This window comes from Pseudoprimorskyibacter insulae (genome assembly GCF_900302505.1).
GTDB classification, from domain to species: domain Bacteria; phylum Pseudomonadota; class Alphaproteobacteria; order Rhodobacterales; family Rhodobacteraceae; genus Pseudoprimorskyibacter; species Pseudoprimorskyibacter insulae.
Window position 1 is genome coordinate 1 of record NZ_OMOJ01000013.1, and the last position, 23,899, is coordinate 23,899.

Below are 23,899 nucleotides of genomic sequence, written 5' to 3' on the forward strand. Positions count from 1 at the left end.
CGGCAGATGTGGCCGCAGGCCCGACGCCGCCCGCCTTCGCTTGGGCCTACAACCCTGAACTAGAGCCCTATCCCTACGATCCCGAAAAGGCCAAGGCGCTGATCGCAGAAGCCGGGGCAGACGGGGCGGAACTGACGTTCTATGTCACCGAAGGCGGCTCGGGCATGCTTGATCCGGTTGCTATGGGCACGGCCATTCAGGCCGATCTTCAGGCCGTCGGCCTCAAGGTCAAGATTGAGACCTATGAGTGGAACACCTTCCTTGGCGAAGTGAACCCCGGCCTTGAGGGCAAGGCGGATATGGCCGAAATGGCTTGGATGACGAATGACCCCGACACGCTGCCCTTCCTTGCGCTGCGCACCGAGGCATGGCCCGACAAGGGCGGCTTCAACTCGGGCTACTATTCGAACCCCAAAGTTGATGCCCTTCTGGAAGAGGCTCGTGTCTCGACCGATCAAGCCAAACGCGCCAGCCTCTACAAGGAAATGCAGGCCATCGTGCAGGAAGATGCGCCGTGGGTCTTTGTCGCCAACTGGAAGCAGAACGCCGTCACCTCGGACAAGGTCGAAGGTTTTGCCTTGCAGCCGTCGTTCTTCTTGCTGCTGGATGGCGTGACCAAGAACTGATCCACCACGATCCCAGCCGCGCGGGGCATTCTTGCGCGGCTGGTGTCGTTTTGGCCGGAGGCAAGGGCATGGCGGGATATATTCTAAAGCGATTGATCTCAGCCATTCCGGTGCTGTTCGGAATTTCGATCATCGTTTTCGTCATCATGGCGATGATCCCCGGCGATCCGGCTACGGCCATTCTTGGATCCTATGCAACACCCGAAAACGTGGAAAAGCTGAACCGCGATCTGGGCTTGGATAAGCCCATGGTGCGGCGCTACGTCATTTGGCTTGGCAATATGCTTCAGGGTGATTTCGGGCGCAGCTTTTCGCTGAACCGGCCAGTGCTGGACGAGGTGATGGACCGTTTCGGCGCCACGCTGGTTCTGGCGGGCACATCTTTCATCCTGTGTGCCCTCTTGGGCATTGCGGCTGGGGTTGTCTCGGCCGCGCGTCAATATGGCTGGGCCGATAAGGCGATCACCTTCGCCGTTCTGCTGGGCATTTCGATCCCGTCGTTTTTCCTTGGCATGATGATGATCCTGATCTTCGCGGTTCAGCTGCGATGGTTTCCCGTTTCTGGGATGTGGCCCATCTACGGCGCGCGCGATCTCAGCGCGCTAATTAGCCACCTGACGCTGCCCGCGCTGGCGCTGGCCGTGGTGGCCACGGGCGTGGTGGCCCGCCTGTCGCGCGCGGCGATGCTTGAGGTGCTGCGGCAAGATTTCATCCGCACGGCGCGGGCCAAGGGGGTTCACGAACGCTCGGTCATTTGGCGTCACGCCCTTCGCGCGGCGATGGTTAGTATCATCCCCGTTCTGGGCGTACAGGCAGGCTTCGTCCTATCCGGCGCGGTGTACATTGAGATGGTCTTTCAATGGCCCGGCGTGGGCCGAATGCTGGTTGATGCCATTCTCAAGCGCGACATTCTTCTGGTGCAGGGCGGGGTGGTTTTTGTGGCGGCCTGCTATGTGGGTTTCAACATCATCGTCGATGTCGCCCAAAGCCTTCTTGACCCAAGGATCAAGACATGAGCGCGTTTTTCAAACTTCTGGCGCGCAATCGCCTAGCGCTGGCGGGGCTGATCGTCATGGGGGCGGTGGTGCTTTTGGCGCTGCTGACGCCGCTTTTGCCGCTGGCCAACCCCGATGTGACCGATCTGGGGAACCGTTTCAAACCGCCCTTGTCCGAAGGGGCGCTGCTGGGCACCGATCATCTGGGCCGCGATCTGCTAAGCCGGCTGATGTGGGGCACGCGGCTGTCGCTGGCCGTGGGCTTTGCCGCCGCGATTATCGCAGCCACTTTGGGCGCGGCGATTGGGATCATCGCGGGGTTTTACGGCGGGCGTACGGATAACGTCATCATGCGCGGCGTCGATATGCTGATGGCCTTCCCCTATATCCTGCTGGCGTTGGCCATTGTTGCGGCGCTGGGGCCGGGGCTGCTGAACGCGCTGATAGCCGTGGCAGCCGTCAACATCCCATTCTTTGCCCGCAACATCCGGGGCATCACCGTGGGCATTGCCCATAAGGAATTCGTTGATGCCGCCCGGCTGTGCGGGATGACCGACACGCGGATCATCGTGGGCGAGGTGCTGCCCAATGTGATCCCGGTGATCGTGATTGCCATGTCGACCACCGTGGGGTGGATGATCTTGGAAACGGCGGGCCTCAGCTTTCTGGGCCTTGGCTCGCAACCGCCGCAGGCCGATCTTGGCTCCATGCTGGGCGAGGCGCGCTCGGCCCTCATCACCAATCCGCATACCTCAATCGTTCCAGGCGCGATGATCCTTGTGATCGTCATGGCCATCAACCTTTTGGGCGACGGCGTGCGTGATGCGCTGGACCCGCGTTTGAAATCCGGGGCGCTGTCTCGGCCCATGCCCACCACGCGGGTTGAGCGTGGCGCGGTTCCCGCGCCCAAGCGCAATGCTTTGCTGTCTGTTCAGGGGCTAGAGACTCAGTTCCACGTCAAGAACCGCATCTACCGGGCCGTTGGCGGCGTTGATCTGACGGTCGAGCCGGGCGAATGCCTTGGCCTGATCGGCGAAAGTGGCTCGGGCAAATCGGTGACGGCCCTTAGCATCATGGGCCTTGTTGCCTCACCGCCGGGGGTGATTACGGGCGGGGCGGTTTATTACAAGGGCGAGGATCTGATCGGCGCCCCGTATGAACAATTGCGGTCCCTGCGCGGTCGCCGGGTGGCCTATATCTTCCAAGATCCGCTGGCCACGCTGCACCCGCTTTATACTGTTGGCGATCAGTTGATCGAAGCGATCCGCGCCCATCATCCCACCCCCCGCGCCGAGGCCCGCGCCCGCGCCATCGAGTTGCTGAAATCCGTGCGCATCCCCAATGCGGACCAGCGGATTGACAGCTACCCGCATGAAATGTCGGGCGGGATGCGTCAGCGTGTCGGCATTGCCATGGCGCTGGCCAATGACCCAGAGGTCATCATCGCGGATGAGCCGACAACCGCGCTGGATGTGACCGTTCAGGCGCAGATCCTGTCGCTGCTGGATGACCTGCGCCGGGATCGGGGCCTTGCGATCATCTTTATCACCCACGATTTCGGCGTGGTGGCGCAGCTGTGTGACCGGGTCGCCGTGATGTACGCGGGCCGGATTGTTGAAGAGGGTCCGACAAAGGCGATCCTCAATCGTCCCGCGCATCCCTATACCGCCAAGCTGATGGCCTGCGTGCCGGAACTGGGGCAGGGGCGACGCGAACTGGCGGCCATTCCGGGCCTGCCGCCGGTGGTTGATGCTTTGCCCCAAGGCTGTGCTTTTGCCGATCGGTGCCACAAGGTTCAGGACGAATGCCGCATTGGCGACATCGGCTTGCGGGATTTGCCCACGGGCACCCGCGTGCGCTGCATCGCGCCGGAAACCACTGTCTCGGAGGCCGCACTATGACCACCGCGCTTGCCATCACCGATCTGACCAAGGACTTCCCGGTTGGAAAGCGTCTGTTCGGCCCGCCGCGCGGCGTGGTTCATGCGGTGCGCCCCGTCACGCTTGACGTGGCCGAGGGCGAAACGCTGGGCATCGTGGGCGAAAGCGGCTGCGGCAAGTCCACGCTTGCGCGGATGTTGGTCGGGCTTTTGCCGCCCACGGCGGGCACGATCAAGATCAATGGCCAGCCGCTGGATAACGCCGACCCGGCGCTGTTTGGGCGCAAGATCCAATACGTGTTCCAAGACCCAATCAGCAGCCTGAACCCCCGCAAAACGATCCGCCAGATCATGGAGGCCCCGCTTAGGCATTTGCACAATATGCCCGCAGCGGACAGGGCGAGGCGGATCAACCAGATCTTCGCCGCCGTGAACCTGCGCGAAGAGTTTCTGGATCGCTACCCGCATGAATTCTCGGGCGGGCAGGCGCAGCGCATTGGCATCGCCCGCGCATTGGCGGCAGATGCGCGGATTGTTATCCTAGATGAGCCTGTCTCGGCGCTGGATGTGTCGGTTCAGGCGCAGGTGTTGAACCTACTGGCCGATCTGAAGGGCCAATTCGGCCTGACCTACCTGTTTATCAGCCACGATCTTGCCGTGGTCGAGGCGGTCAGCGATCGGGTGGCGGTGCTCTATTTCGGCTCGGTCGTAGAGGTGGGGCCAGCGACGGCGGTGTTTTCCCAGCCGCGCCATCCCTACACCAAACTGCTGGCCGAAAGTGCGCCCGTTGTGGGCCGACCGCTGGCCGCGCCCGAAGGCCGGGAAACCGAGCTGCCCGATCCGCTGAACCCGCCCACCGGCTGCGCGTTCCGTGAGCGCTGTTCGAAAGCCAGTGCGATCTGCGCGCAGATTGCCCCGGTGATGACCGAGGTTGCGGATGGCGTGTCAGTGGCCTGCCATCATCCGTTGACTGGCCCTGCCTAGTGGGTCTCGAACCGGGAACCGCGCAAAACAGGCTCTATTCCTGCGCAAGTTGCGTGGTGATCTGGGCTGGCCCCGTGCGACGGGGAGGCGCGTTTGACGGCGGCAATGTGATCCCTTTGCAGGCGATATCAGATCAACGTCGCGGCCAAGTCTTCATCGATCACAAGGTGGCTTGGGTATCCACCTTTGAGCGCGGCGCGGGTTGCGTTGGACTTGGCGACACCGCTGACCACCAACAGACCCGCCATATCGCGCATCAGGGCCTGATCGGCTCCGATCATGCGGTCATCTAGATCGCCCAGAACCGGCGCGCCGCCCGCATCAATAAAACGCCCCGCGATGATGCCCACCGCGCCGCGTTCGGCATAGGCGGCCACATCGGCGGGCGTTGCGATGTTGAACTGCACCACATGGGTATCGGCTGTGCAGGGGCTAAGCGAATATATCGCCTTTGTACAATCGTGCAGACGCGCCAATTGCTCGGCGATGATGGGTTCGGCCTTTAGGCTTTGCGCCAAAGCCGGATCCGAGCACACCGCAGGCGCGTTCAGGTTGATACATTGGCCCGACATGCGCCGCGCGATTTCCGTGGTGCAGCTTTCGCAGGTCGGCAACAGCGGGTTGGCGAGCGAGCCGATCAACTGGCGCACCACCAGCCCTTCAACCGGCCACCATGGCATGCGTTCGGACACAAAGGACACGGTCTGGCCCCAACTGACCCCAAGCGTTTCGCCCGGTCCGACGAAATCCGGCAGGAAGTGCGCCGCCGCGTCACAGACCTGCAACATGCTGTCCATGTCGCTGTCGCCCGCAGGCACAACATAGGCCGAGGTCAGCCCATAGGTTTCACATAGCCGGTCGGCCATTTCGTTGACGCGAAAATGTTCGCCCGCGATCTTTACGCCGACGATCTGCCGTTCACGCGCAAGGCGCAGGTAGGTGATAACCGTGGGCCGCGATAACCCAAGCTTCTTGGCGATGTCGGCCTGATTTATGCCCTTCACGTAATAAAGCCACGCCGCTTCGGCAACGGTTCGATCCGATGGGTGATTGGCGCGCGCCATGACCTATGCCTCCTGTCAAAACGGCGTGAATATGCGATGTTACACGCGGGCGTCAGTGGCGTCAAAACGCAGAACGGGCGCGGTAACCCCGGAATCTTCGGTGAAATCCCGGTCGGGTGTCAGGCCCGCTTGATGCAGATCGTCGTGATAGCCCCTCACGGCCTCCAATGGGGTGACTTGAAGGTCAGCCACGCGGCGCATCCAGCGGATCAGGGTGGTCTGGCATTCGGCTTGATTAATCTTGCGCCCGAACAGCGCGAGCCGCGCGCCGTGCCGTTCGGATTGCGCGATCAGCTCGAACGTGTCGCGATGCGTTGCCCCTGCGCCGCCCAGTACCCCGACCACCATCGACGGATCGTGGCTGCACAGTTCGGCCATGGCCTTCGGGCCGTTGTAGGCGACCTTCAGGAAGGCGGGGCGCTCGGCTTGGGTCAGGCTGGCCATCAGGCGGAGGATGTTGTCGTTCACAAACGCCCCCAGATCGGCATCGGCCACCACGCCGGGAACGTTCGGATTGAACACCTCCAGAAAATGCTGAATGCCACGCGCACGCGCCTCGTCGCGAAAGGCGGCATAGGCCTCAAGCGCCCTCAGGTCACGCTCAATATCGTTCACGAAGGTGATTGAATAAAGGCACAGATCCGCCGGAGCCAAAAATAGGTTCGCCCCGCGATAGGGGTATGACGGGGCCGAATTATAGGCCGCGCCGCGGATGTTGCCCCAGACACAAGTGGTTTCATTGCCGCGAAACGCCGGTTCGATGGCGGTTCCTTCGAAGGCGCGGGTGTCTTGCAGCACCTCCATTGTTCCGGCGGCGGTCAACATGATGTCGACCACATCCTGCGCGATGATCTTGCGCACCTCGTCGATAAACTGCGGGCGGGTACGGGGCGAAAGCGGACGACCGTCCGCAGCGCGGTGCATCCCAAGCGCCGGAACGCCGCCGGTGACTTCTGTGTCTTTTGCGTCGGCGATCATGTAGTCGCCAACCTGATAGGCCCCGGCGCGGATGCGGGCGATCTTTTGCGCAAAGCGTGTCGACATCACTTACGCCCCCAGCAAACTGCGACCCGAAACCGGGTCAAACGCATGGATTTGATCGGGGCGCAGCGCGAAACGCACTGCATCCCCCGGTTTGACGCGGCGAAACTGCGCGGTGACGAATGAGATTTCGCGCCCGTCGACTTCGGTGATGACCTGGCCTTCGGCCCCCATGTTTTCAACCAGAACGACCCGGCCCGCGATGGCGTTGGGCGCACCCGGCTCAACCAGATCCATCGAAGCCGGGCGCAGGCCCAATTCAACCTTTTGCCCCGGACGCAAGCCCGGAAACAGATCGCGCGACAGCGACAGCGCGATGCTGCCTGACCGGGCAACATGGCCGGGCTCAATCGTGGCATCGATGAAGTTCATCGCAGGCGTGCCGATGAAGTCAGCCACAAAATGCGAGGCGGGCCGTTCAAAGATTTCATCCGGGGTGCCCATCTGTTCGATCGCGCCGTCGCGCATCAGCACGATACGGTCGGCGATGGTCATGGCCTCAAGCTGGTCGTGGGTCACGAAGATCGTGGTGGTTTTCAGTTGCAGATGCATCTTGCGAATTTCAGTGCGCAGCTTTTCCCGCAGCTTGGCATCCAGGTTGGACAAAGGCTCATCGAACAGGAACACCTTGGGCGTCTTGATCATCGCGCGGGCCATGGCGACGCGCTGTTGCTGGCCGCCCGACAGGTTCTTGGGTCGCCGGTCCAGAAACGGGGCAAGGCCCAACATGTCGGCGACCTGGGTCAAGCGGGGCGCGATCTCGGCCTTGGGCAGGCCCTGACGGCGCAGGCCAAAGGTGATGTTATCGGCCACGCTCATATGCGGATAAAGTGCGTAGCTTTGAAACACCATGGCGACGCCGCGATCTCCGGGGGGCAGGTCGGTGACATCGGTTCCCCCGATTTCGATACGCCCGCCGGTCACGGTTTCAAGTCCGGCGATCATACGCAGCATGGTCGACTTCCCGCAGCCAGATGGCCCAAGGAAAACAACAAATTCGTGGTCGGGGATGTCTAGGTTCAGCCCATCGATGACGGGATAGTCCCCGTAAGATTTGACGATGCTGCTACAGGTAATATTGGCCATTGATCTGTCCTATTTCCGGCCGCCTTGGACCGAGGTATTGAGAAGGCCCATCAACAGGCCGATAAACACAAGCGGGGGGACAACCAGCACCACGGTGGCGGCATTGATCACGCCCCACGGCACCTCTTTGCCTAGCGATGTGATGGATGCGGCGACCACCGGAAGGGTGGCGTTTTGCGCCGCCAGCGTCAGCGCCAACAGCAGCTCGTTCCACACCAGAACAAAGGTGAAGACGATTGCGCCAAACAGCGAAGGCGCGGCAACCGGTAGGGAAAAGCGCCAGAACACCTCAAGCGGCGAACAGCCCTCCATCGCGGCGGCCTCTTCGATGTCGCGCGGCACCCGGTCAAAGGCCGGAACCGCCAGCCAGATCACCGTGGAAATCGTCGTGACCAGATAGACAAGGATCAGCCCGAACAGCGTGTCGTAAATCCCAAGATCCAGATAGATCACGATAAACGGGATCGCGATGGCGACAGGCGGCATAAAGCGCAGCGACAGCACGAAGAACTGAACGTCATCGCCATACCGGCGCGCGTGCCGGGCCAAAGTATGCGCCGCCGGAATTCCCAGAACCGCACCGATCAGGACCGAGACCGACACAACCACCGCCGAATGCAGCAAACCGTCCCGGATGGTGGGGTTGCGCAGGATCGTTGCGAAATTGTCCAGTGTTGGGTCAAAGATCAGCTTGGGCACAGGCGTTACGATATCCCGCAGCTCTTTGAAGGCGCCCAGAACAGTCCACAGGATCGGCCCCAGGGCCACGACGATCAACAGGGCCAGCAAGGCGCGGGTAAGTGTGGCAGAAATTATGCGGCCCATTTCTTCCCCGCTTTCCAGATGATGGTGAAGGCGATGGTTGTCACCAGCAAAAGCAGCAGCGACATTGCCGAAGCATAGGAAATTCGCCCGCCCATATTGATGCCCATCTGATAGGCATAAAGATCCAGCGTCTCGGTTGCCTTGCCCGGTCCGCCGCCTGTCATCACGAAAATCAGATCAAAGGACCGCAGGCTTTCAACCGCTTTGACAAGGGCAAGGCTGATGAGCGGGCCTTTCAGCATTGGCAGGGTCACATAGGCGTGGATTTCCCAGCGCCGCGCATTGTCCAGCATCGCGGCCTCGATCGGGTCGCGCGGCAGGGTTTCCATCAGCTTCAGAACGATGACCGTAAAGAACAGGCCCCATTGCCAGATATCGACCACCGCCACAGACATCAGCGCCAGCGACGGATCGGCCAGAAACTCAACCGGGCCGATCCCCAGCAATCCGCAGAGGTAGTTGATAACCCCAAGCGAGGGCGAATACATGAACCGCCAGATAAAGGCCGCCGCCACACGCGGCAGCAAAACCGGCACCAGAAAGGCAAAACAGATCAGGTTGCGCCAAAGCGGTTTTTGAACGGTTTCATAGATCAGCACCGACAATAGCACCGCAAGGCCAAGGGTGCCGCTGACGGTGATCACCTCCCACAGGGCTGAGATTTCGAGCGCGTTGAAAAAGCGGCTGTCACGCAGCAGGCGCAGGAAATTATAGGCTCCGACGAAGTCATAGTCAGGGCTGCGCAGCGTTCGGTTCGACAAAGCGAACCAGATCGCCCCCCCGATCGAGACCAGCGCAAGCGTCGCGAGCAGCGCGATCGCGGGCACAAGCGTCAGCCGGACAAAGGTATTTCGGGTCATGGTCATTCCTTGAAGGGTGCGCCGCACCGTTTAGGGCCGGTGCGGCGACGCGCGTTACTTCAGCCGGGCCAGGCTGTCTTCGGCGAAGAACGCGGCTTCAGCCAGCGCGCCCTGAACATCGTCGCGCGTCCCCGAGAAGACCTCTTCGAGCGCAAGGCCAAGGTTGTCGCCGATTTCCGGCCAAGCGGGGCTTGCCATGATCAGAAGGCTGGTTTTTGGGCCAGTGGCCAGCAGTGCGTCGATGTATTCCTGCGGGACAAGGGCCTTGTAGCCATCGCTTTGCAGGGTCGAGACGCGGCCGATATCAGATGCGATGCCCGCATTGATCCGGTTCTGCTCCATTTCCTTGGAAGTGGCCCAGCCGACAAAATCCCCGGCGATGGTCTTTTCGCAATCCTCAGATGCGCCGACCTTGGAGATGGCCCAACCATGTGCCCAACCCGCCGAAGGCAGGGGCGCAGGCGGAGGCGCATAGCCCACCTTGCCGACGACTGCGGATTTGGCGGGGTCTTCCATCCACGGGCCGAACACGTCGCTTTCGATCAGGATCGCCACCTGGCCGCCACGGAACGCCTCAACCGAGTCCGACCAGTTGAAGGTGGCCACGCCCGGAGGGGCATAGGACATCAGGTCGGTATAAAGCTCGGTGGCTTTCACGCCTTCCGCGCTGTTGAAGGCGGGGGCATCGCCGTCCATCCATTCGCCGCCCATGGCGCGGAAAAACGGTGTCCAGCGCCACACGTTCATGCCCGATCCGCGCTGTCCGCGCGCCGACCAGCCATAGGCGCCATTGTCGGCATCGTTCAGGGTTTTGATCGCGGCCACCATGTCATCAAGCGTTGTCGGCACGGCGATCCCGGCGGCTTCAAGCAGATCCTTGCGGTACATCATGACATCGCCGCCGCCCACGAAAGGCGCAAAATACTGAACGCCGTCCACGGTTGCGACATTGCTAAGATCGGTGCGGAAATCGCCAAGATCGTAGGTGTCAGGCACCACATCGGCCAACGGATGAACCCAGCCCGCCTCAACGTATTCGGCAAGGTTGGCCTCATCAATATAGATGACTTGATACGACCCCGCCCCGGTCGAGGCATCAAGACGCGACTTGGCGCGGCGCTCGTTCTCACCCAGTAGGGTGATTTTGACCTCAGTGTCCCATTTGTCGTTGAACTCGGCCAGATGGGCATCCAATGCGGTCACCGCAGGCATGCCTTGGGCGATCACGTTCAATGTGCCCAGCGACCCGACACAGGCTTCTTGTGCAATAAGGGGCACGGCAATCGTACAAAGAGCGGTGGACAGGCTTAATGTCTTGAAATCCATTTTTTCCTCCCATGGATTGGTAATAGTCCCGCGTCACATTGCGGGTCGTGGTTCTGCCAGGGCCAACTGATGCGCATCCAGCGCAGTGAACCGGGCAAATCTCTGGTCATAGAGGTCGGCAAGGGACGCGTCAGGCTCGTAGCGATGCGCAATGCGCGTCATGTTCAATGCCGCCTGATGCAGATCGTCATAGGCCTCAGCCGCCACCGCCGCGCAGATCGCAGCACCCAACGCGCCGACCTCTTGGGCATCGACCGCTTCAACGGGACGCTGACAGACATCGGCAAAGATCTGACACCAAACCGGCGACTTCGCCGCGCCGCCTGCCAAACGGATCACCGGCGGATGCGGGCGGCCAGCCAGGGTGACCGTGTCTTGGGCATGCCGCCGCGCCTGAAAGGCGACACCCTCGTAGATTGCGCGCAGCATGCATCCCAGATCGTCCGCCGCGCCAAGATCAAAGAACCCGCCCTGTTTCGGTGCAGGGCCAAAGACATAGGGCAGGAAATGGCAGCGCGCGCCATGCACCGGGGTCTGAGCCACCAGGGCGTTCGCGGTTTCGAAGTCAACGCGCCCGCCCAGGGCCTTGTCCAAGTACCAACTTAGGTTCGCGGCAGAACACGGGCTGCCCTCGGCCACCAATCGGTGGCCCGGATCGCCATAGATCATGTTCAGGATCGGGTGCGCCTGCCCGTTTGGTGGGCTGTCGACCTCGATCGAATTGATCGACCACGTCCCCGCAATCATAGTGAACACATCCGTGCCATAGGCCCCCGTTCCGAGGGCGCAGGCCGCCACATCCATCATGGACCCCGCCACAGGCAGCCCCTCAGGCAGTCCGGTTTGCGCAGCGGCTTTTGCCGTGATGCGCCCGGCGATGGCGTCGCTGGGAACAATGTCGGGCAGAAGATGCGCGTGGGCATCCAACCCCAGACGGCCTAGGACGGACTGCGCATAGCCGCCCCGCGCCTGATCCATCAGGCCGCCGCCGCTGGCATCTGTCGGATCGGTCAAGGCCTGACCGGTCAGCAAGAACCTGATCGCATCCTTGCAGGACAGCGCCCAACGCGTCCGCGCCATGACCTGAGGTTCAATCGCCGCGAGATGGGCAAACAGCATCAGCGATTGCCCGCCCCAAAGCCGCGTTCCCGTAACGCGGGAAATCAGATCGGCTTCTCCCGATTGGGCCAAGCGCTCGACCAGTGGGCTGGCCCGGTGATCCACCGATACGATGCCGCCGCGCGTTCCGTGCCCGGCCTCATCAAGCAGGAAAAGACCGTTGCCAAACCCGGTGCAGGCCGCTGCGATGATCTGGAAGTCGGCGCAATCGGCCACGATCTTTTGCAAGGCCGCCACCGTCCCCGCCCAAAACTGGCCAAGGTCACGTTCAACTCGCCCGGCGCCAAGATGTTGGGTGTGCACATCCGCCGTGCGCAAGGCAATCTGGGTGCCTTTCAGGTCATAGGCGACCACCTTGACCGCCGTTCCGCCGGCGTCGATTGCGATGATGACAGGCGCGTTCATGCCGCCCCCTCCACGGTTCGGGGAAGCAGGCCGATGATACGCGGGTCTTCCATGGCGGACGCAGATTCGCTGCGGATGATGGCCGCATCCCGGCCCGTTTCCGCGCGCAGGATTTCGGCAATCTCGGCAAGGGTTCGCATCGACAGGCCCTTGCCAAAGGTCAGGCGCAGGCGGCGCAAGAGGATGTCCTCAAGATGCATCGCACCGCGCGCGCGAATGGCATAGACGACCTCGCCACGGCAAAACGCAGGCGCATCGATCAGCGCTTTGGCCCCTTCATCGCGGCAATAGGGGGCAACGTCATGGGCCAAGGCCCCGTATCGTTGCACCAATTGCGCCGCCAGATCGGTTTCAATTCCCTGCGATGCCAGATCGGCAGGAGTGATCGGGGCCGCGCCGGGATAGGCACGTTCGCGCGTGGAAACCTGACGGACGCGGCCCAGAAGGGCCAGAACGCGATCCGTGGTTTCTTCACCAAAGGCCCGAAAGGTCGTCCACTTTCCGCCGACCAGCGATAGAACTGGCGGGGTCAACCCTGCGAACCGGTTTTCTTCCAGCGCATGATCCCGCGCGGCATTTGTCACGGAGGAACCGCCGCTTCCCCGGCGCAACGGGCGGATGCCTGTGGTCAGCGCAACAATGTGCGAAGGCTCGACCGAGATATCGTCAAACAGGGTGTTGATTGCCTTGAGAAGGTAGTCAATTTCGCCCTCGGACACGCAATGGTCATCGGGGTGCGCAGTCTCGACCTCAGTGGTGCCGACAAGCACATTCTCGCCTACGGGGAGGGTGATGACCATGCGCCCGGTGCGATCGTCAAAGTAAAATGCCCGCCCCTTCATCCGCGCATGCAGCGACGGGTGATCGAGGACCAGATGCGCGCCTTTGACCCCGCGCAGATAAGAGGTCGGAGCGCCGAGTTCAGCGTTGACCAAATCAATCGCAGCCCCGGTTGCATTGACAATCACACGCGGACGCAGGGTAAAGGTTAGGTCACCTGCCGGATCGGTAACGGCAATCGCATCGCCATCCCGGCACCAACGGACATGGTTCAAGGCAAAGCTGCGCCCTTGCGCCAAAGCCTCGCCCAGCATCTCGAAGACCAATCCTTCAGGCTGGACAATTTGCCCGTCGTAGTAGGACACAACGGCACGCGTGTCCTTGCCCAGCCCTTTGGGAAACTCGGCGCGCCGCAGAACGGCCCGATGTGAAGGCAGGGGATGGGTGCGGCGGCCCAGTGCTTCGTAGACGCGCAAGGCACCTTCTAGTGCGACATAGGACAGCGGGCCGCTTTGACGGGTCAATCCCAAGAAACGGCCAACCGACCGCCCGAAGCCCGACACCAGATGTTTCAGCGGCACGGTGATTTCCAACGGTTTGACGAGATGCGGCGCGTGGGCGATCAGCAGGTTGCGTTCACGCGCTGATTCAGCGACCAGCCGAAATTCACGCCCTTCAAGGTAGCGCAAGCCGCCATGGGCCATCCGACTGGAGGCGCTGCTGGCGCCCATGCAGAAATCGCCGGTGTCGATCAGGGCGCATGTCACACCATTCAGGGCAAGGTCTCTGAGCGTGGCAACGCCGTTGACCCCGCCGCCGAGGATCAGCACCTCGGGTGTGGCCATCGTTTGTGCCATTGCCAGATTTTCTGCCCGGAACCTGCGCATGTCTCCCCCTGAATGTCATGCAGTCAAACTTTCGAGGCTCAGACAATCAAATAAGTTTTCTTTTGTAAATAGCATTTATCGTTTGTTAAACTTAGGTCGTAGGGAGCGGGTTGGATCGAGGCCAAGCCGGGGCGAGTTGACCCTTCAGGGGTGTTAGGCTGACTGGTCGCTAATCAGCTGCCTTATGGAGAAGCGTGACGGCCCTCAAATCAACAATAAGAACTATACATATAGCTTTTGCCACTTTATGAGATTGCCAAGGTTATTCGTGTTGGTTTGGCTCGCCCAGCCACACAGGACGCAAAGGGGATGCAACGTATGGGGATACAGCAAAAGACCGAGGAGACAGCATCGGTTTCCTATGAGCACCGCAACGGTGTGGCTATCCTCACAATCGACAACCCGCCGGTCAATGCAGGCTCGCACGGGGTGCGGATGGGGGTCGTTCAGGGGATTGAACGGGCCACCGCCGAGGGCGTTTCCAGCGTGGTTCTGATCGGCGCGGGGCGCTGTTTTGTGGCCGGGTCTGATCTGAAGGAATTCGGAAAGCCATTGCAGTGGCCGCAATTGCCCGACGTGATCGCCGCGATTGAGGCCGCACCTTTTCCGGTGATTGCCGCTTTGCACGGGGTGGCCTTGGGGGGCGGGCTGGAACTGGCGCTGGGGTGCGATTATCGCATTGCCGCCACGGGCACCAAGGTTGGGCTGCCCGAGGTGTCGTTGGGCTTTGTGCCGGGGGCCGGGGGCACGCAACGGTTGCCGCGCCTTGTGGGCTTGGCCAAAGGGATTGAGCTGATCTGCAATGCCGCGCGCATTGATGCGCAAGCGGCGCTTGCCATTGGATTGGTTGATGCCATGGCACAGGGCGATTTGCTGGATGCGGCATTGGCCTTTGCGATCCAGCATCCGACAAAGCGCCCGGTGCGGGGGATGACACCGCCCGCAGAGACGGCGAAGGTGATCGACGCCGCCGCGCAAACGGCGATGCGCCGGGGCAAGGGCCGCCCGAATGTGGCTGAGGCGATCCGCCTTGTGCGCCTAGCGGCAGAGCCGGATATGGACGCGGCCTTGGCCGAGGAACGCGCGGTATTTCAGGCGATGCGCGTTGCACCCGATGCGGTGGCGCTTCGGTATCTGTTCTTCGCTGAGCGCCGCGCGGCCATGGTGGATGGGCTTGAGGCCAGTGCTCGGGCCGCAATCGCAACCGTTGGCGTGATCGGCGGCGGCACCATGGGGCAGGGGATCGCGCGGGCATTTCTGCAAGCCGGGCTTTCGGTCCGTCTGGTTGAGCGGGAGGACGAGAGCCTAACGCGCGCTATTTCGCAGATCGGGGCGCATTTGGACGGCCTGCTTGCCAAAGGCCGGATTGGCGCCGCGCAGCGACGTGCGCAGGGCGAAGCGTTGATTGGCGCGACGGACTACGCCGGGCTTGCCGATTGCGACCTCGTGATCGAAGCGGTGTTCGAGGACATGGCCGTAAAGCGCGAGGTTTTGGCAAGGTTAGAGCCTATTTTGGACTCCGGCACGTTGATCGCAACCAACACCTCATACTTGGATATTGACCAGATGGGCGAAGCACTGGCGCGGCCTGACCGGTTGCTGGGCCTGCACTTCTTTAGCCCCGCCGACGTGATGCCCTTGCTGGAGGTGGTCCGCGCTGGCGCGACCTCGGATACCACGTTGGCGACCGGTCTGGCCCTTGCGCGAAAGCTGGGCAAGCAGCCGGTCGTGGCGCGGGTGGGCGAGGGGTTCATTGGCAATCGCATCTATGCGGCCTATCGGCGGCGGGCCGAATTGCTGGTGCTGGACGGTGCCGCCCCCGAGGACGTGGACGCCGCCGCGACCGCGTTCGGTTTTGCCATGGGGCCGTTTGCCGTGTCGGATATGTCCGGGCTTGATATCGCTTGGGCCATGCGCAAACGGCAGGCCGCAACGCGCCCAGCCGAGGCGCGGTATGTGGCGATCCCGGATCGGCTGTGTGAGGCCGGGCGGCTGGGCCGGAAAACCGGCAAGGGTTGGTATAACTACAGCAGTGGCAAGGCGCAGCCCGATCCCGAGGTCGAAGCGATCATCCGTGCCGAACGGGCTAAGGCGGGCATTACGCCCCTGCCGTTCGATATGGCGCAGATCCAGCGCCAATTGCTGGCCGCCATCGTGAATGAGGCCGCTTGCCTGCTCAGTGAAGGCATCGCGCAGCGGGCTTCGGATGTGGATGTGGTTTTTGTGAATGGCTATGGTTTTCCCCGTTGGCGGGGCGGTCCGCTGTATTGGGCGTCGTTGGAACCTGCCGCCATGATCGCCGCCGATCTGGCGGATTTGGCCGGTGCTATTGGCTTTGGTCACACTCAGGGGCCGGTCGCCCAAGTGTTGGACGAAATCCGTTCCCTGAAATCAAATTAACCGGATCAAGGCCCAGTGCCTGATCCACCCACCGACGAAATGAAATAACCATCATGAAACTGCATTGGTCCCCGCGCTCGCCCTATGTCCGCAAGGTGATGATCGTTCTGAAGGAAACCGGGCTAGAGCCTCGGGTCGAACTGTCGCGCAATGTCGTGGCGCTGCATATGCCAACGCCGCAGGCGGTGCTGGCCGACAATCCGCTGGGCAAGATTCCGGTGCTGATCACGGATGCGGGCAAGCCGATCTATGACAGTCGGGTGATCTGCGAGTATCTGGATGGGTTGGCGGGGGGCGGATTTTTCCCCGCTGATAACGCCCTGCGGATGGAGCATCTGACCTGGCAATCCTTGGGCGACGGGCTGACGGATATTCTGTTGCTTTGGCGGACTGAATTGGCCCGCCCGGCGGGCGCGTGGGAGGCGGTGACCGATGCCTGGCGCATCAAGATCCGCGCGGGGATGCGCCAGCTTGAGGCCGACGCGCCGCGGTTGTCGGCGCTGCCTTTGGGGATTGGGCAGGTTTCAGTGATCTGCGCCTTGGGTCAGTTGGATTTCCGCTGGACCGATTGCAACTGGCGTCGGCACTTTCCGGCGCTGGCAGCGTTCCATGCCCAGATGCTAGAACGCCCCTCGGTGCGGGATACGGTTCCTGACGATGACAACGCCGGGGACAACGTGGCCGATATCACCGCCGGGCATCTATGGTTTGACCAATAAGTCCTAAAAACTAGGTTTTGTGATTGATAGCCGCGCACCGCGCCTGTACCCTGTCCGTCAGAAGAAATTCGGGGTGCTGGACATGCCAGATAGCAAGGCCGGAAACGCGACGGTCGCGGCGCTACAGAAAAGCAACGTGTCGCGGTATATCCAATTGGCGGGCCTGTTCCGCCAGCGGATCGAAAGCGGCGAATGGGAAGTCGGCGCGAAGATCCCGACGGTGAAAGAGCTGTCAGAACAATGCGGCGTGGCCACCATGACCATCCGGCAGGCGCTGGCCTCGCTGGAAAAGGACGGGCTGATTGCGCGGTATCGGGCGAAAGGCACCTTTGTTCTGGACCGCCCCAAGCGCGACCTGTGGTGCGAGGTGAAGACTGATTGGACCGGGATGTTGATCGCGCGGGACAATGCGACGATCAACATCCTCAGCGATGATCGCAATGTGTCGCTGCCGCGCTATGAGGGGCATATCGGCAACGCGGCCCCGGCCTATCGGCATTTGCGCCGCCTGCATTCGCGCGATGGCACGACCTTCTTGCTGGCCGATGTGTTCGTCGATGAACGGCTGTGTTCGCAGATCGACGAAGAGGCTTATAGCAAGGTGACGGCGATGCGGTTGGTGTCGGACTTGCCGGGGCAAACCATTGTGGACGCGAACCAGATTGTGACGATTGGCTCGGCCGATCTGGAAACCTCGGACCTGTTGAACGTTTCAATCGGTGATCCCGTGGCCAAGGTGCAGCGGATGGCGGTGAACCAGCACGGCGATATCATCCTGCTGGCCAACGGCATTTACCGCGGCGACATGATGAAGATCGAGGTCAAGCTGCGGTGACCGCCGCGCGGTGCGGCGGCCCCATCGGGATCAGCTTTTGAACACCGGCGCGCGTTTTTCGCGGAAGGCGGCCATGGCCTCGGCGGTATCCTCGGACGTGGACAGGGCCTTGGTCTGCCCCTGTTCAAAGCGATAACCTTCGTAGATCGAAACGCCTTCGGTTTGCTGGAAGGATGTCTTGGCCGCCCGAACCGCCGAGGGGCTGGCCTTGGCGATATCGGCGGCAATGCCGCGTGCGGTGTCCAACAGATCCTCGGGCGCGGTGCAGGCCGAGGCCACGTTCATCCGCAAAAGGTCAGGGCCATAGGCGCGCCGGGCGGTCAGGATCATCATCCGCGCGTCGCTTTCGCCGAAATGGCGACGCACATGGGCGACGCCGCCGGCAAGGCCAACCATCACCTCGGTCATCTGCAAGAACCCCTTTTCTGAGGTCACGATGATATCGCAACACAGCGCGGTCACGCAGCCCGCGCCAATCGCGGCACCGTTCACGGCGGCGATGATCGGCTTGGGGCATTCCAGCAGGCAGTCAAAGCTGGCCCGAACGCGGCGGTTGTGCGCGGTGTAGTGGCCGGGATCTTGGGTCGGACGTTCCGACAGATCGGCCCCGGCGGAAAAGGCCTTGCCCGCGCCGGTGATGATGATGGCCCGCACATCGCTGCGGTCGCCCAACTGGTCAATCACCTCAACCAGTTCATTGCGGAACTGGTTGTTCTGGGCGTTCACCGGGGCGCAGTCGATGGTAACGGTTGCGATATCGTCGCTGACGTCAAGGGTTAGGGTGTCATAGCTGGTCATGTCGGGGTGTCCTGAATTCTAAGGTCAGTCGATCTGAGGGCGCAGCATCTCGAACGAGACCTCTGGCACGGTGTATTCCATGTAGCCCATCCGCCCGAGCGGCTTGAGCAGGCTCACGTCAACGCGCCCGTCGCGGATCACGCGGGGGTCAATGTGGATGCCCACCACCTCGCCGATGGCGATCTTGTTTGTGCAGATCTGGCCGGTTGAGGGGGTCAGTTTCAACACCTGCGACAGGCGGCATTCGATGGCCACGGGGCTTTCGGCAACGCGCATCGCGGGGATGTTGGTGCAAGGCGCGGGCGTCAGGCCCGACGCCTCAAACTCATCGACATCGGCAGGGTAGGGGGCCGAACTTTGGTTCATCGCCTCGCGCAGATCATACGTCGCGATATTGACGCAGAAGGCGCCCGTGGCCTCGGCATTGGTGACGCTGTCTTTGACGCCATCGGATGAGAACATCACGAACGGCGGTCGCCCGGTGATCGCGTTGAAGCACGAATAGGGCGCAAGGTTGTTCACGCCATCCGGGCTGATGGTGGAAATCCACCCGATGGGGCGCGGTACGATCAGGGCCAGCCATGGATTGTGCGGCAGGCCGTGGCTTTCGGTGCGGGGGTCGTAGAACATGCCGTTACCCCTGGGCCGCGGGCATTGCCGATAGAACGCCCGGTTCGGTGGGTAGCGAGACGGAAACCCCCTCGGGCACCGGAACTTGATGCACGTTCAACGTCATCGCAACCATCGAATAGTACCCGATCACGGCAGTCAGCTCGACCGCGCCGACCTCATCCCAACGGCGAACAATGGCGGCGTAAACGTCGTCATCAACATTGCCGGTGGCCACCAGTTGGCGGGCGAATTCATAGATCTCGCACGCGGGTTCATCGCCCTTGAAGTCTGGGGCCGAACAGGTGCGGATCGCCTCACCAATTGCGGGGTCCAGCCCGGCGCGATCTGCATCGCCAAGGTGAATGGCCCATTCCAATTCGCTGTTCCAACGCCGGGCGGTGACAAGGATTGCCAGCTCGTTCAGATGGGTCGGCAGTGAGGTTTCGAAGCGCAGCACTTGGCCCAAACGCTGCCAGCGGTCGGCCAGCATCGGGTTGTGCAGCGCGGCCCGCAGTGGGCCAACAAGCGTTTTGCGTGGGCCCGAGACGATCTGGTCATAGACCTCTTTCTGGGCCGGGGTCATCGTTTCAGGGTCAGGAAAGCTGATGCGGGTGGCGCTGGATTTGGGCTGAGCCGTCATAGGGTTTCCTCCAAATCAAGGGCTGCCAGAATGTCGTGGGTGTGCTGGCCCAGCAGGGGCGGGGCCGTGTCAAAGCGCAGTGGGGCGTTGCGAAAGTTCAGCGGGCTGACCACCTGTTTCAACTGGCCGGCAAGCGGGTGCGGAATATCGCGCAGCATCTTGCGGTGCTTGACCTGCGGTTCCTCAAACACCCGGTCGATGGTGTTGATCGGGCCAGAGGGCACACCGGCAGTGGCGAATTTACCGACCCAGTCGTCAATCGTGCCATGGGCCAAAGCGGCGATCAGGATCGTTTCCAGCGCGGGCAGGTTTTCGACCCGCGCGGCATTGGTGGCGAACAGAGGATCATCGGCAAGGGCGGGCTGGCCGATGGTTTCGGCAAATTTGCGGAACTGCCCGTCATTGCCCACGGCCAATACGATAAACCCATCTGCAACCGGATAGACGTTTTGCGGCTGAATATTGGGGTGGCGGTTGCCGCGCCGCACGGGTGTTTTGCCCGAGACAAGGTAGTTCATCGCCTGATTGGCCAGCATCGCCACGGACACATCCAGCATCGCCAGATCAATGTGATCGCCTTGGCCGGTTTCGGTGCGGTTGGCCAGCGCCCCCAACACACCGATCGCGGCATACATGCCGGTCATGATGTCGATGATCGGCACGCCCACCTTCTGCGGCCCGCCGCCGGGGGCGTCATCGGCATCGCCCGTGACGCTCATCAATCCGCCCATGCCTTGGATCATGAAATCATAGGCGGCGTCCTGCGCCATCGGCCCGCTCAGGCCAAAGCCGGTGATGGAGCAGTAAATCAGGCCGGGGTTTTCTTTCTTCAGGTCTTCATAGCCAAGCCCCATCCGGTCGAGCGTGCCTGTCTTGAAGTTCTCAAGCACGATATCGGATTTCGCGGCCAAGGCCCGCACAGCGGCGCGGCCTTCTTCGGATTTCAGGTCCAGCTCAACCGAGCGTTTGCCGCGGTTGACGGACAGGTAATAGCCCGCCTCTTTCGTCGGGTTGCCGCCTTTGTCTTTCAGGAACGGTGGCCCCCAACGACGGGTGTCATCGCCTTCGCCAAGACGTTCAACCTTGATGACATCGGCCCCCATGTCCGCCAATATCTGTCCGCACCAAGGCCCTGCCATGATCCGGCTTAGGTCTAGCACGCGGATGTGCGAAAGTGGTCCGGGCATTAAGGTGTCTCCTTGTCGGGGGTCGTGTCGTCTAGAAAGGCCAAAAGCGCGGCGTTGAACGCCTCGGGGGCCTGAAAGTTCGGAATGTGGCCAGCGTCTGGAATGGTCGCGAAGCGTGCGTTCGGGGCGGCGCTGAGCTGCGCAGGAACGATCTGGGGCATGGCGCCATCGAGCGTACCGGTCAGGCCAAGGACCGGGCAGGTCAGCGTGGGAACCACATCGGACAGATCATAGCTTTGCAGCGCATGGGTCGCGGCGGCGAAGCCTTCGGCCTTGGTGGCGGCGATCATATCATAGAGGCGTTTGACCATGGGGTCGTTCGGGCCTGTGCCGGGTAGCCAATTCTTGACCGTTTGCGCGGCGATGGCCGTCATGCCGGCGCCTAGGGCGGTGTCGCGGCGTTCGGTCCAAAAGGCCACCCGTGCCGGGGCGCTGCGGCAGATGCCATCAACGGCGACGAAACGGGTGAACCGCGCGGGGCTTTGGGCATGGGCGGCAAGGCCGGTCGGCACGCCCATCGATAGGCCAACAAAGCTGCAATCGGTGATGTGCAGATGGTCCAGCAGTGCCACCAGATCCGCACCGTATTGCGCGAATGTCATCGGCCCGTCCGGCACGCTTGCACGCCCATGCCCGCGTTGGTCGTAGCGCAGAATGCGGTAGCGGGTCGCCAAAGTCGGGATCTGCGCGTCCCATACCGACAGGTCCGTCATGACCGAGTTCGAAAACACCACCCAGGGCGCGCCCTCAGGGCCGTCAATGCGGGCGTGCAGGTGGCCGCCGCTAGGAAGGGGGAAATCAAAGGCGCTCATTCCGTGGTGCCCTCTGCGCTTGCCGCGCGTTTCGGAGCGGCCAAGAAACCGCGCCCCATCACCAGCGCCAGAAGGACCAAGCCGAAGGTATCGGTGCGCCATTCCGGCACCAGCAGGCATAGCCCCCCGACCAGCAGCACCCCGGTTTCAATCCGTGTCGCGGGCCGGGCGAGGAAGTAGATGTAACGCTCGGACGCGGCCGATAGCATCAGGATCGACAGGATCGCGGTGGACACGGCCATTGCGACTTCGGTGATATTGCCCTGAAGGATCAGCGCCGGGTTCAGAACGAACAGGAAGGGCAGCACGAACAGGATCGCGCCTAGCCGCATCGCGGTCACCCCCGTGCGCATGGCAGGCGCTTTAGCAATGGACGAGGCCGCAACCGCCGCCATCGCAACGGGGGGTGTGATATAGGACAGCATCGCCCAGTACAGAATGAACAGGTGGCTGGCCATTACCGAGAACCCGCCCTGCACCAGTGCGGGGGCCAGCACCACAGCCAGGAAGATGTAGCAGGCAGAAACCGTCATCCCCATGCCAAGGATAAAGCTGGTAAACGCCCCAAGGATCAGCAGCAGATAGGGGTTGCCGCCCGCGTATTGCAGCAACTCTCGGCTAAAGGCATTGCCGACACCGGTGATCGACAGCGCCCCGACCACAAGGCCGACACCAGCCAACACGCCCACCAGCATGCCAATGGTGCGCCCGGTCTCCATCACCATCTCAATCACGGGCTTCAGGCGTTCGTCTTTCTTGGCGCGGATCAAGGCCGTCGCCAGCAGCAGAAGGGTGACGTAAAAGGGGGATTTCGCCTCGGCATTGGTGGCCAGCAGCAGGACAACCAGCGCGGCAAGGCTAATCAAGTACACCCAACCTGACCGCAGCACGCGCCAGACCTTGGGCAGTTGGTCACGCGGCAGGCCCTTCAGCCCGTTGCGCGCGGCATAGCAATCCGTCTGGATCAGCAGCACAAGATAGAACAGCAGCGCGGGGATGGTGGCCGCGACCATGATATCGGCGTAGGGCACGTTCATGAACGAGGCCATGACAAAGGCGACCGAACCCATGACGGGCGGCATCAACGCCCCCCCGGTTGAGGCGCAGGATTCCACCGCGCCCGCATAGGCCGCCGGATAGCCGCATTTCTTCATCGTTGGGATCGTCATGGATCCCGTCGAAATGACGTTGGAAATCACGCTGCCCGAGAGAGAGCCGAAAAAGCCCGAGGACAGGATCGCAACCTTGGCCGGGCCGCCGCGCGCATGACCCATCAGCGCGCTGGCCAGATCCATAAAGAACACCCCGCCACCCGAAGCCGTCAGCGCCACGCCAAAGACGATAAAGCCGATCAGCAGGTCGGCAATCACGCGGATCGGAATGCCAATGATGCTTTCCACGCCGAGCGAATGGCTCAGAACCGTTTCAGAGAGCGACAGCTGCACGCCCCACAGGAACCCCGGCATCGCGCCAGTATAAAGCGGGAAGCTGGCGAAGATCGCGCAGATTACGAACAGCGGGAACCCTGCGCAGCGGCGCACGGCCTCAAGCGCCAGAAGCACCAGAAGACCCGCTTGAACAACCACATAGGTTGGCGCGACAAACTCCCACCCTTTGTACAGGATGCTTTCCGAGTTTGCGGCGAAGAACATGCACACGCCAAAGGCCAGCGCGGCCAGCGCCCAATCATACCAGCGCACGCGCGTTGCGTCAGCGTCTCGGGCGGGTGAGGTCAGGAAGGACACGGGCAGGAATAGGCCAACAACGATGTAGTAATAAGTCGTCGAGATGGGGCGGAAGCCAAGGATTTTCAGGTTGAAAATCTGGTTGGTGATGATGCCCAGCCCGATCAGCGACAGGGCAAAAACGGCGAACCATGCAGCGCCAAACAGCCGGGTGTCAGGCTCGGCCCAGGGGCGCATCGGCGGTGTGTGATCGGAGGGGGTGTCTGCGTGCATGGTGCGTCCGAGAGGTTGGGTATTGCGGCGGATTGGCCAAGGGGATTGCCCCGCGCGGGCC

At 62.0% G+C, this 23,899-nt stretch carries 21 protein-coding genes; 7 read left to right on the forward strand and 14 right to left on the reverse strand.

Annotation, left to right across the window (positions count from 1 at the left end; genetic code table 11):
- From PRI8871_RS17500 to PRI8871_RS17515, 4 genes are all read left to right on the forward strand, one after another.
- Positions 1–626 (forward strand): ABC transporter substrate-binding protein (locus PRI8871_RS17500; protein WP_245897939.1); only part of this gene is annotated, 626 nt, incomplete at its 5' end.
- Positions 627–694: 68 nt separating this feature from the next.
- On the forward strand, positions 695–1,642 hold the full coding sequence (locus PRI8871_RS17505) for an ABC transporter permease (protein WP_108887494.1): 948 nt from the start codon (positions 695–697) through the stop codon (positions 1,640–1,642).
- Complete coding sequence (locus PRI8871_RS17510; RefSeq protein ID WP_108887495.1) at positions 1,639–3,522, forward strand: dipeptide/oligopeptide/nickel ABC transporter permease/ATP-binding protein; 1,884 nt, start codon at positions 1,639–1,641, stop codon at positions 3,520–3,522. Before PRI8871_RS17505 ends, PRI8871_RS17510 begins: the two co-directional genes overlap by 4 nt.
- Complete coding sequence (locus tag PRI8871_RS17515; protein ID WP_108887496.1) at positions 3,519–4,484, forward strand: ABC transporter ATP-binding protein; 966 nt, start codon at positions 3,519–3,521, stop codon at positions 4,482–4,484. The genes PRI8871_RS17510 and PRI8871_RS17515 overlap by 4 nt, the downstream gene beginning before the upstream one ends.
- 128 nt (positions 4,485–4,612) lie before the next feature.
- Here PRI8871_RS17515 and PRI8871_RS17520 read toward each other — a convergent pair whose 3' ends face one another.
- The 8 genes from PRI8871_RS17520 to PRI8871_RS17555 are packed head-to-tail and all read right to left on the reverse strand — an operon-like array spanning position 4,613 to position 13,835.
- Positions 4,613–5,548: a sugar-binding transcriptional regulator gene (locus PRI8871_RS17520; RefSeq protein ID WP_108887497.1), complete on the reverse strand. Its 936-nt coding sequence runs from the start codon at positions 5,546–5,548 to the stop codon at positions 4,613–4,615.
- Positions 5,549–5,587: 39 nt separating this feature from the next.
- The gene (locus PRI8871_RS17525) at positions 5,588–6,592 is read right to left on the reverse strand and encodes a hypothetical protein (protein WP_108887498.1); all 1,005 of its coding nucleotides are present in this window, start codon (positions 6,590–6,592) and stop codon (positions 5,588–5,590) included.
- Between the two features lie 3 nt (positions 6,593–6,595).
- Positions 6,596–7,675 (reverse strand): ABC transporter ATP-binding protein, encoded by a 1,080-nt coding sequence (locus PRI8871_RS17530; RefSeq protein WP_108887499.1) that lies wholly within the window; start codon positions 7,673–7,675, stop codon positions 6,596–6,598.
- A 9-nt stretch (positions 7,676–7,684) separates the two neighbouring features.
- A complete protein-coding gene (locus tag PRI8871_RS17535) occupies positions 7,685–8,500 on the reverse strand; it encodes a carbohydrate ABC transporter permease (RefSeq protein WP_108887500.1) in 816 nt (271 codons plus the stop codon).
- Positions 8,488–9,360, reverse strand: a complete 873-nt coding sequence (locus tag PRI8871_RS17540; RefSeq protein WP_108887501.1) for a carbohydrate ABC transporter permease — start codon at positions 9,358–9,360, stop codon at positions 8,488–8,490. Before PRI8871_RS17540 ends, PRI8871_RS17535 begins: the two co-directional genes overlap by 13 nt.
- A 54-nt stretch (positions 9,361–9,414) precedes the next feature.
- On the reverse strand, positions 9,415–10,686 hold the full coding sequence (locus tag PRI8871_RS17545; protein WP_108887502.1) for an ABC transporter substrate-binding protein: 1,272 nt from the start codon (positions 10,684–10,686) through the stop codon (positions 9,415–9,417).
- 33 nt (positions 10,687–10,719) lie between these two features.
- Positions 10,720–12,210: an FGGY-family carbohydrate kinase gene (locus PRI8871_RS17550; RefSeq protein WP_108887503.1), complete on the reverse strand. Its 1,491-nt coding sequence runs from the start codon at positions 12,208–12,210 to the stop codon at positions 10,720–10,722.
- The gene (locus PRI8871_RS17555) at positions 12,207–13,835 is read right to left on the reverse strand and encodes a glycerol-3-phosphate dehydrogenase/oxidase (protein ID WP_108887556.1); all 1,629 of its coding nucleotides are present in this window, start codon (positions 13,833–13,835) and stop codon (positions 12,207–12,209) included. Before PRI8871_RS17555 ends, PRI8871_RS17550 begins: the two co-directional genes overlap by 4 nt.
- A 360-nt stretch (positions 13,836–14,195) precedes the next feature.
- On the opposite strand from PRI8871_RS17555, the gene PRI8871_RS17560 reads away from it, so the two are divergent.
- From PRI8871_RS17560 to PRI8871_RS17570, 3 genes are read left to right on the forward strand one after another with little or no spacing between them, the layout of a single operon-like run.
- Positions 14,196–16,277, forward strand: a complete 2,082-nt coding sequence (locus tag PRI8871_RS17560; RefSeq protein ID WP_181389512.1) for a 3-hydroxyacyl-CoA dehydrogenase NAD-binding domain-containing protein — start codon at positions 14,196–14,198, stop codon at positions 16,275–16,277.
- A 53-nt stretch (positions 16,278–16,330) separates the two neighbouring features.
- Positions 16,331–16,996: a glutathione S-transferase family protein gene (locus tag PRI8871_RS17565; protein WP_108887505.1), complete on the forward strand. Its 666-nt coding sequence runs from the start codon at positions 16,331–16,333 to the stop codon at positions 16,994–16,996.
- Positions 16,997–17,015: 19 nt separating this feature from the next.
- Positions 17,016–17,831 carry a GntR family transcriptional regulator gene (locus PRI8871_RS17570; protein ID WP_245897940.1) on the forward strand — a complete coding sequence of 272 codons (816 nt, stop codon included), beginning with the start codon at positions 17,016–17,018 and terminating at the stop codon, positions 17,829–17,831.
- 30 nt (positions 17,832–17,861) lie between these two features.
- Here the strand turns inward: PRI8871_RS17570 and PRI8871_RS17575 are convergent, their stop codons facing one another.
- The 6 genes from PRI8871_RS17575 to PRI8871_RS17600 are packed head-to-tail and all read right to left on the reverse strand — an operon-like array spanning position 17,862 to position 23,838.
- A complete protein-coding gene (locus tag PRI8871_RS17575; RefSeq protein ID WP_108887506.1) occupies positions 17,862–18,629 on the reverse strand; it encodes an enoyl-CoA hydratase/isomerase family protein in 768 nt (255 codons plus the stop codon).
- Between the two features lie 24 nt (positions 18,630–18,653).
- A complete protein-coding gene (locus PRI8871_RS17580; protein ID WP_108887507.1) occupies positions 18,654–19,259 on the reverse strand; it encodes a flavin reductase family protein in 606 nt (201 codons plus the stop codon).
- A gap of 4 nt (positions 19,260–19,263) precedes the next feature.
- Positions 19,264–19,881, reverse strand: coding sequence for a carboxymuconolactone decarboxylase family protein (locus tag PRI8871_RS17585; RefSeq protein WP_108887508.1), 618 nt, complete (start codon positions 19,879–19,881; stop codon positions 19,264–19,266).
- Positions 19,878–21,068 carry a CaiB/BaiF CoA transferase family protein gene (locus tag PRI8871_RS17590; RefSeq protein WP_108887509.1) on the reverse strand — a complete coding sequence of 397 codons (1,191 nt, stop codon included), beginning with the start codon at positions 21,066–21,068 and terminating at the stop codon, positions 19,878–19,880. The genes PRI8871_RS17585 and PRI8871_RS17590 overlap by 4 nt, the downstream gene beginning before the upstream one ends.
- Positions 21,068–21,880: an alpha/beta fold hydrolase gene (locus tag PRI8871_RS17595; RefSeq protein ID WP_108887510.1), complete on the reverse strand. Its 813-nt coding sequence runs from the start codon at positions 21,878–21,880 to the stop codon at positions 21,068–21,070. Before PRI8871_RS17595 ends, PRI8871_RS17590 begins: the two co-directional genes overlap by 1 nt.
- Positions 21,877–23,838, reverse strand: coding sequence for a TRAP transporter permease (locus tag PRI8871_RS17600; RefSeq protein ID WP_245897941.1), 1,962 nt, complete (start codon positions 23,836–23,838; stop codon positions 21,877–21,879). The genes PRI8871_RS17595 and PRI8871_RS17600 overlap by 4 nt, the downstream gene beginning before the upstream one ends.
- Positions 23,839–23,899 lie beyond the last annotated feature (61 nt).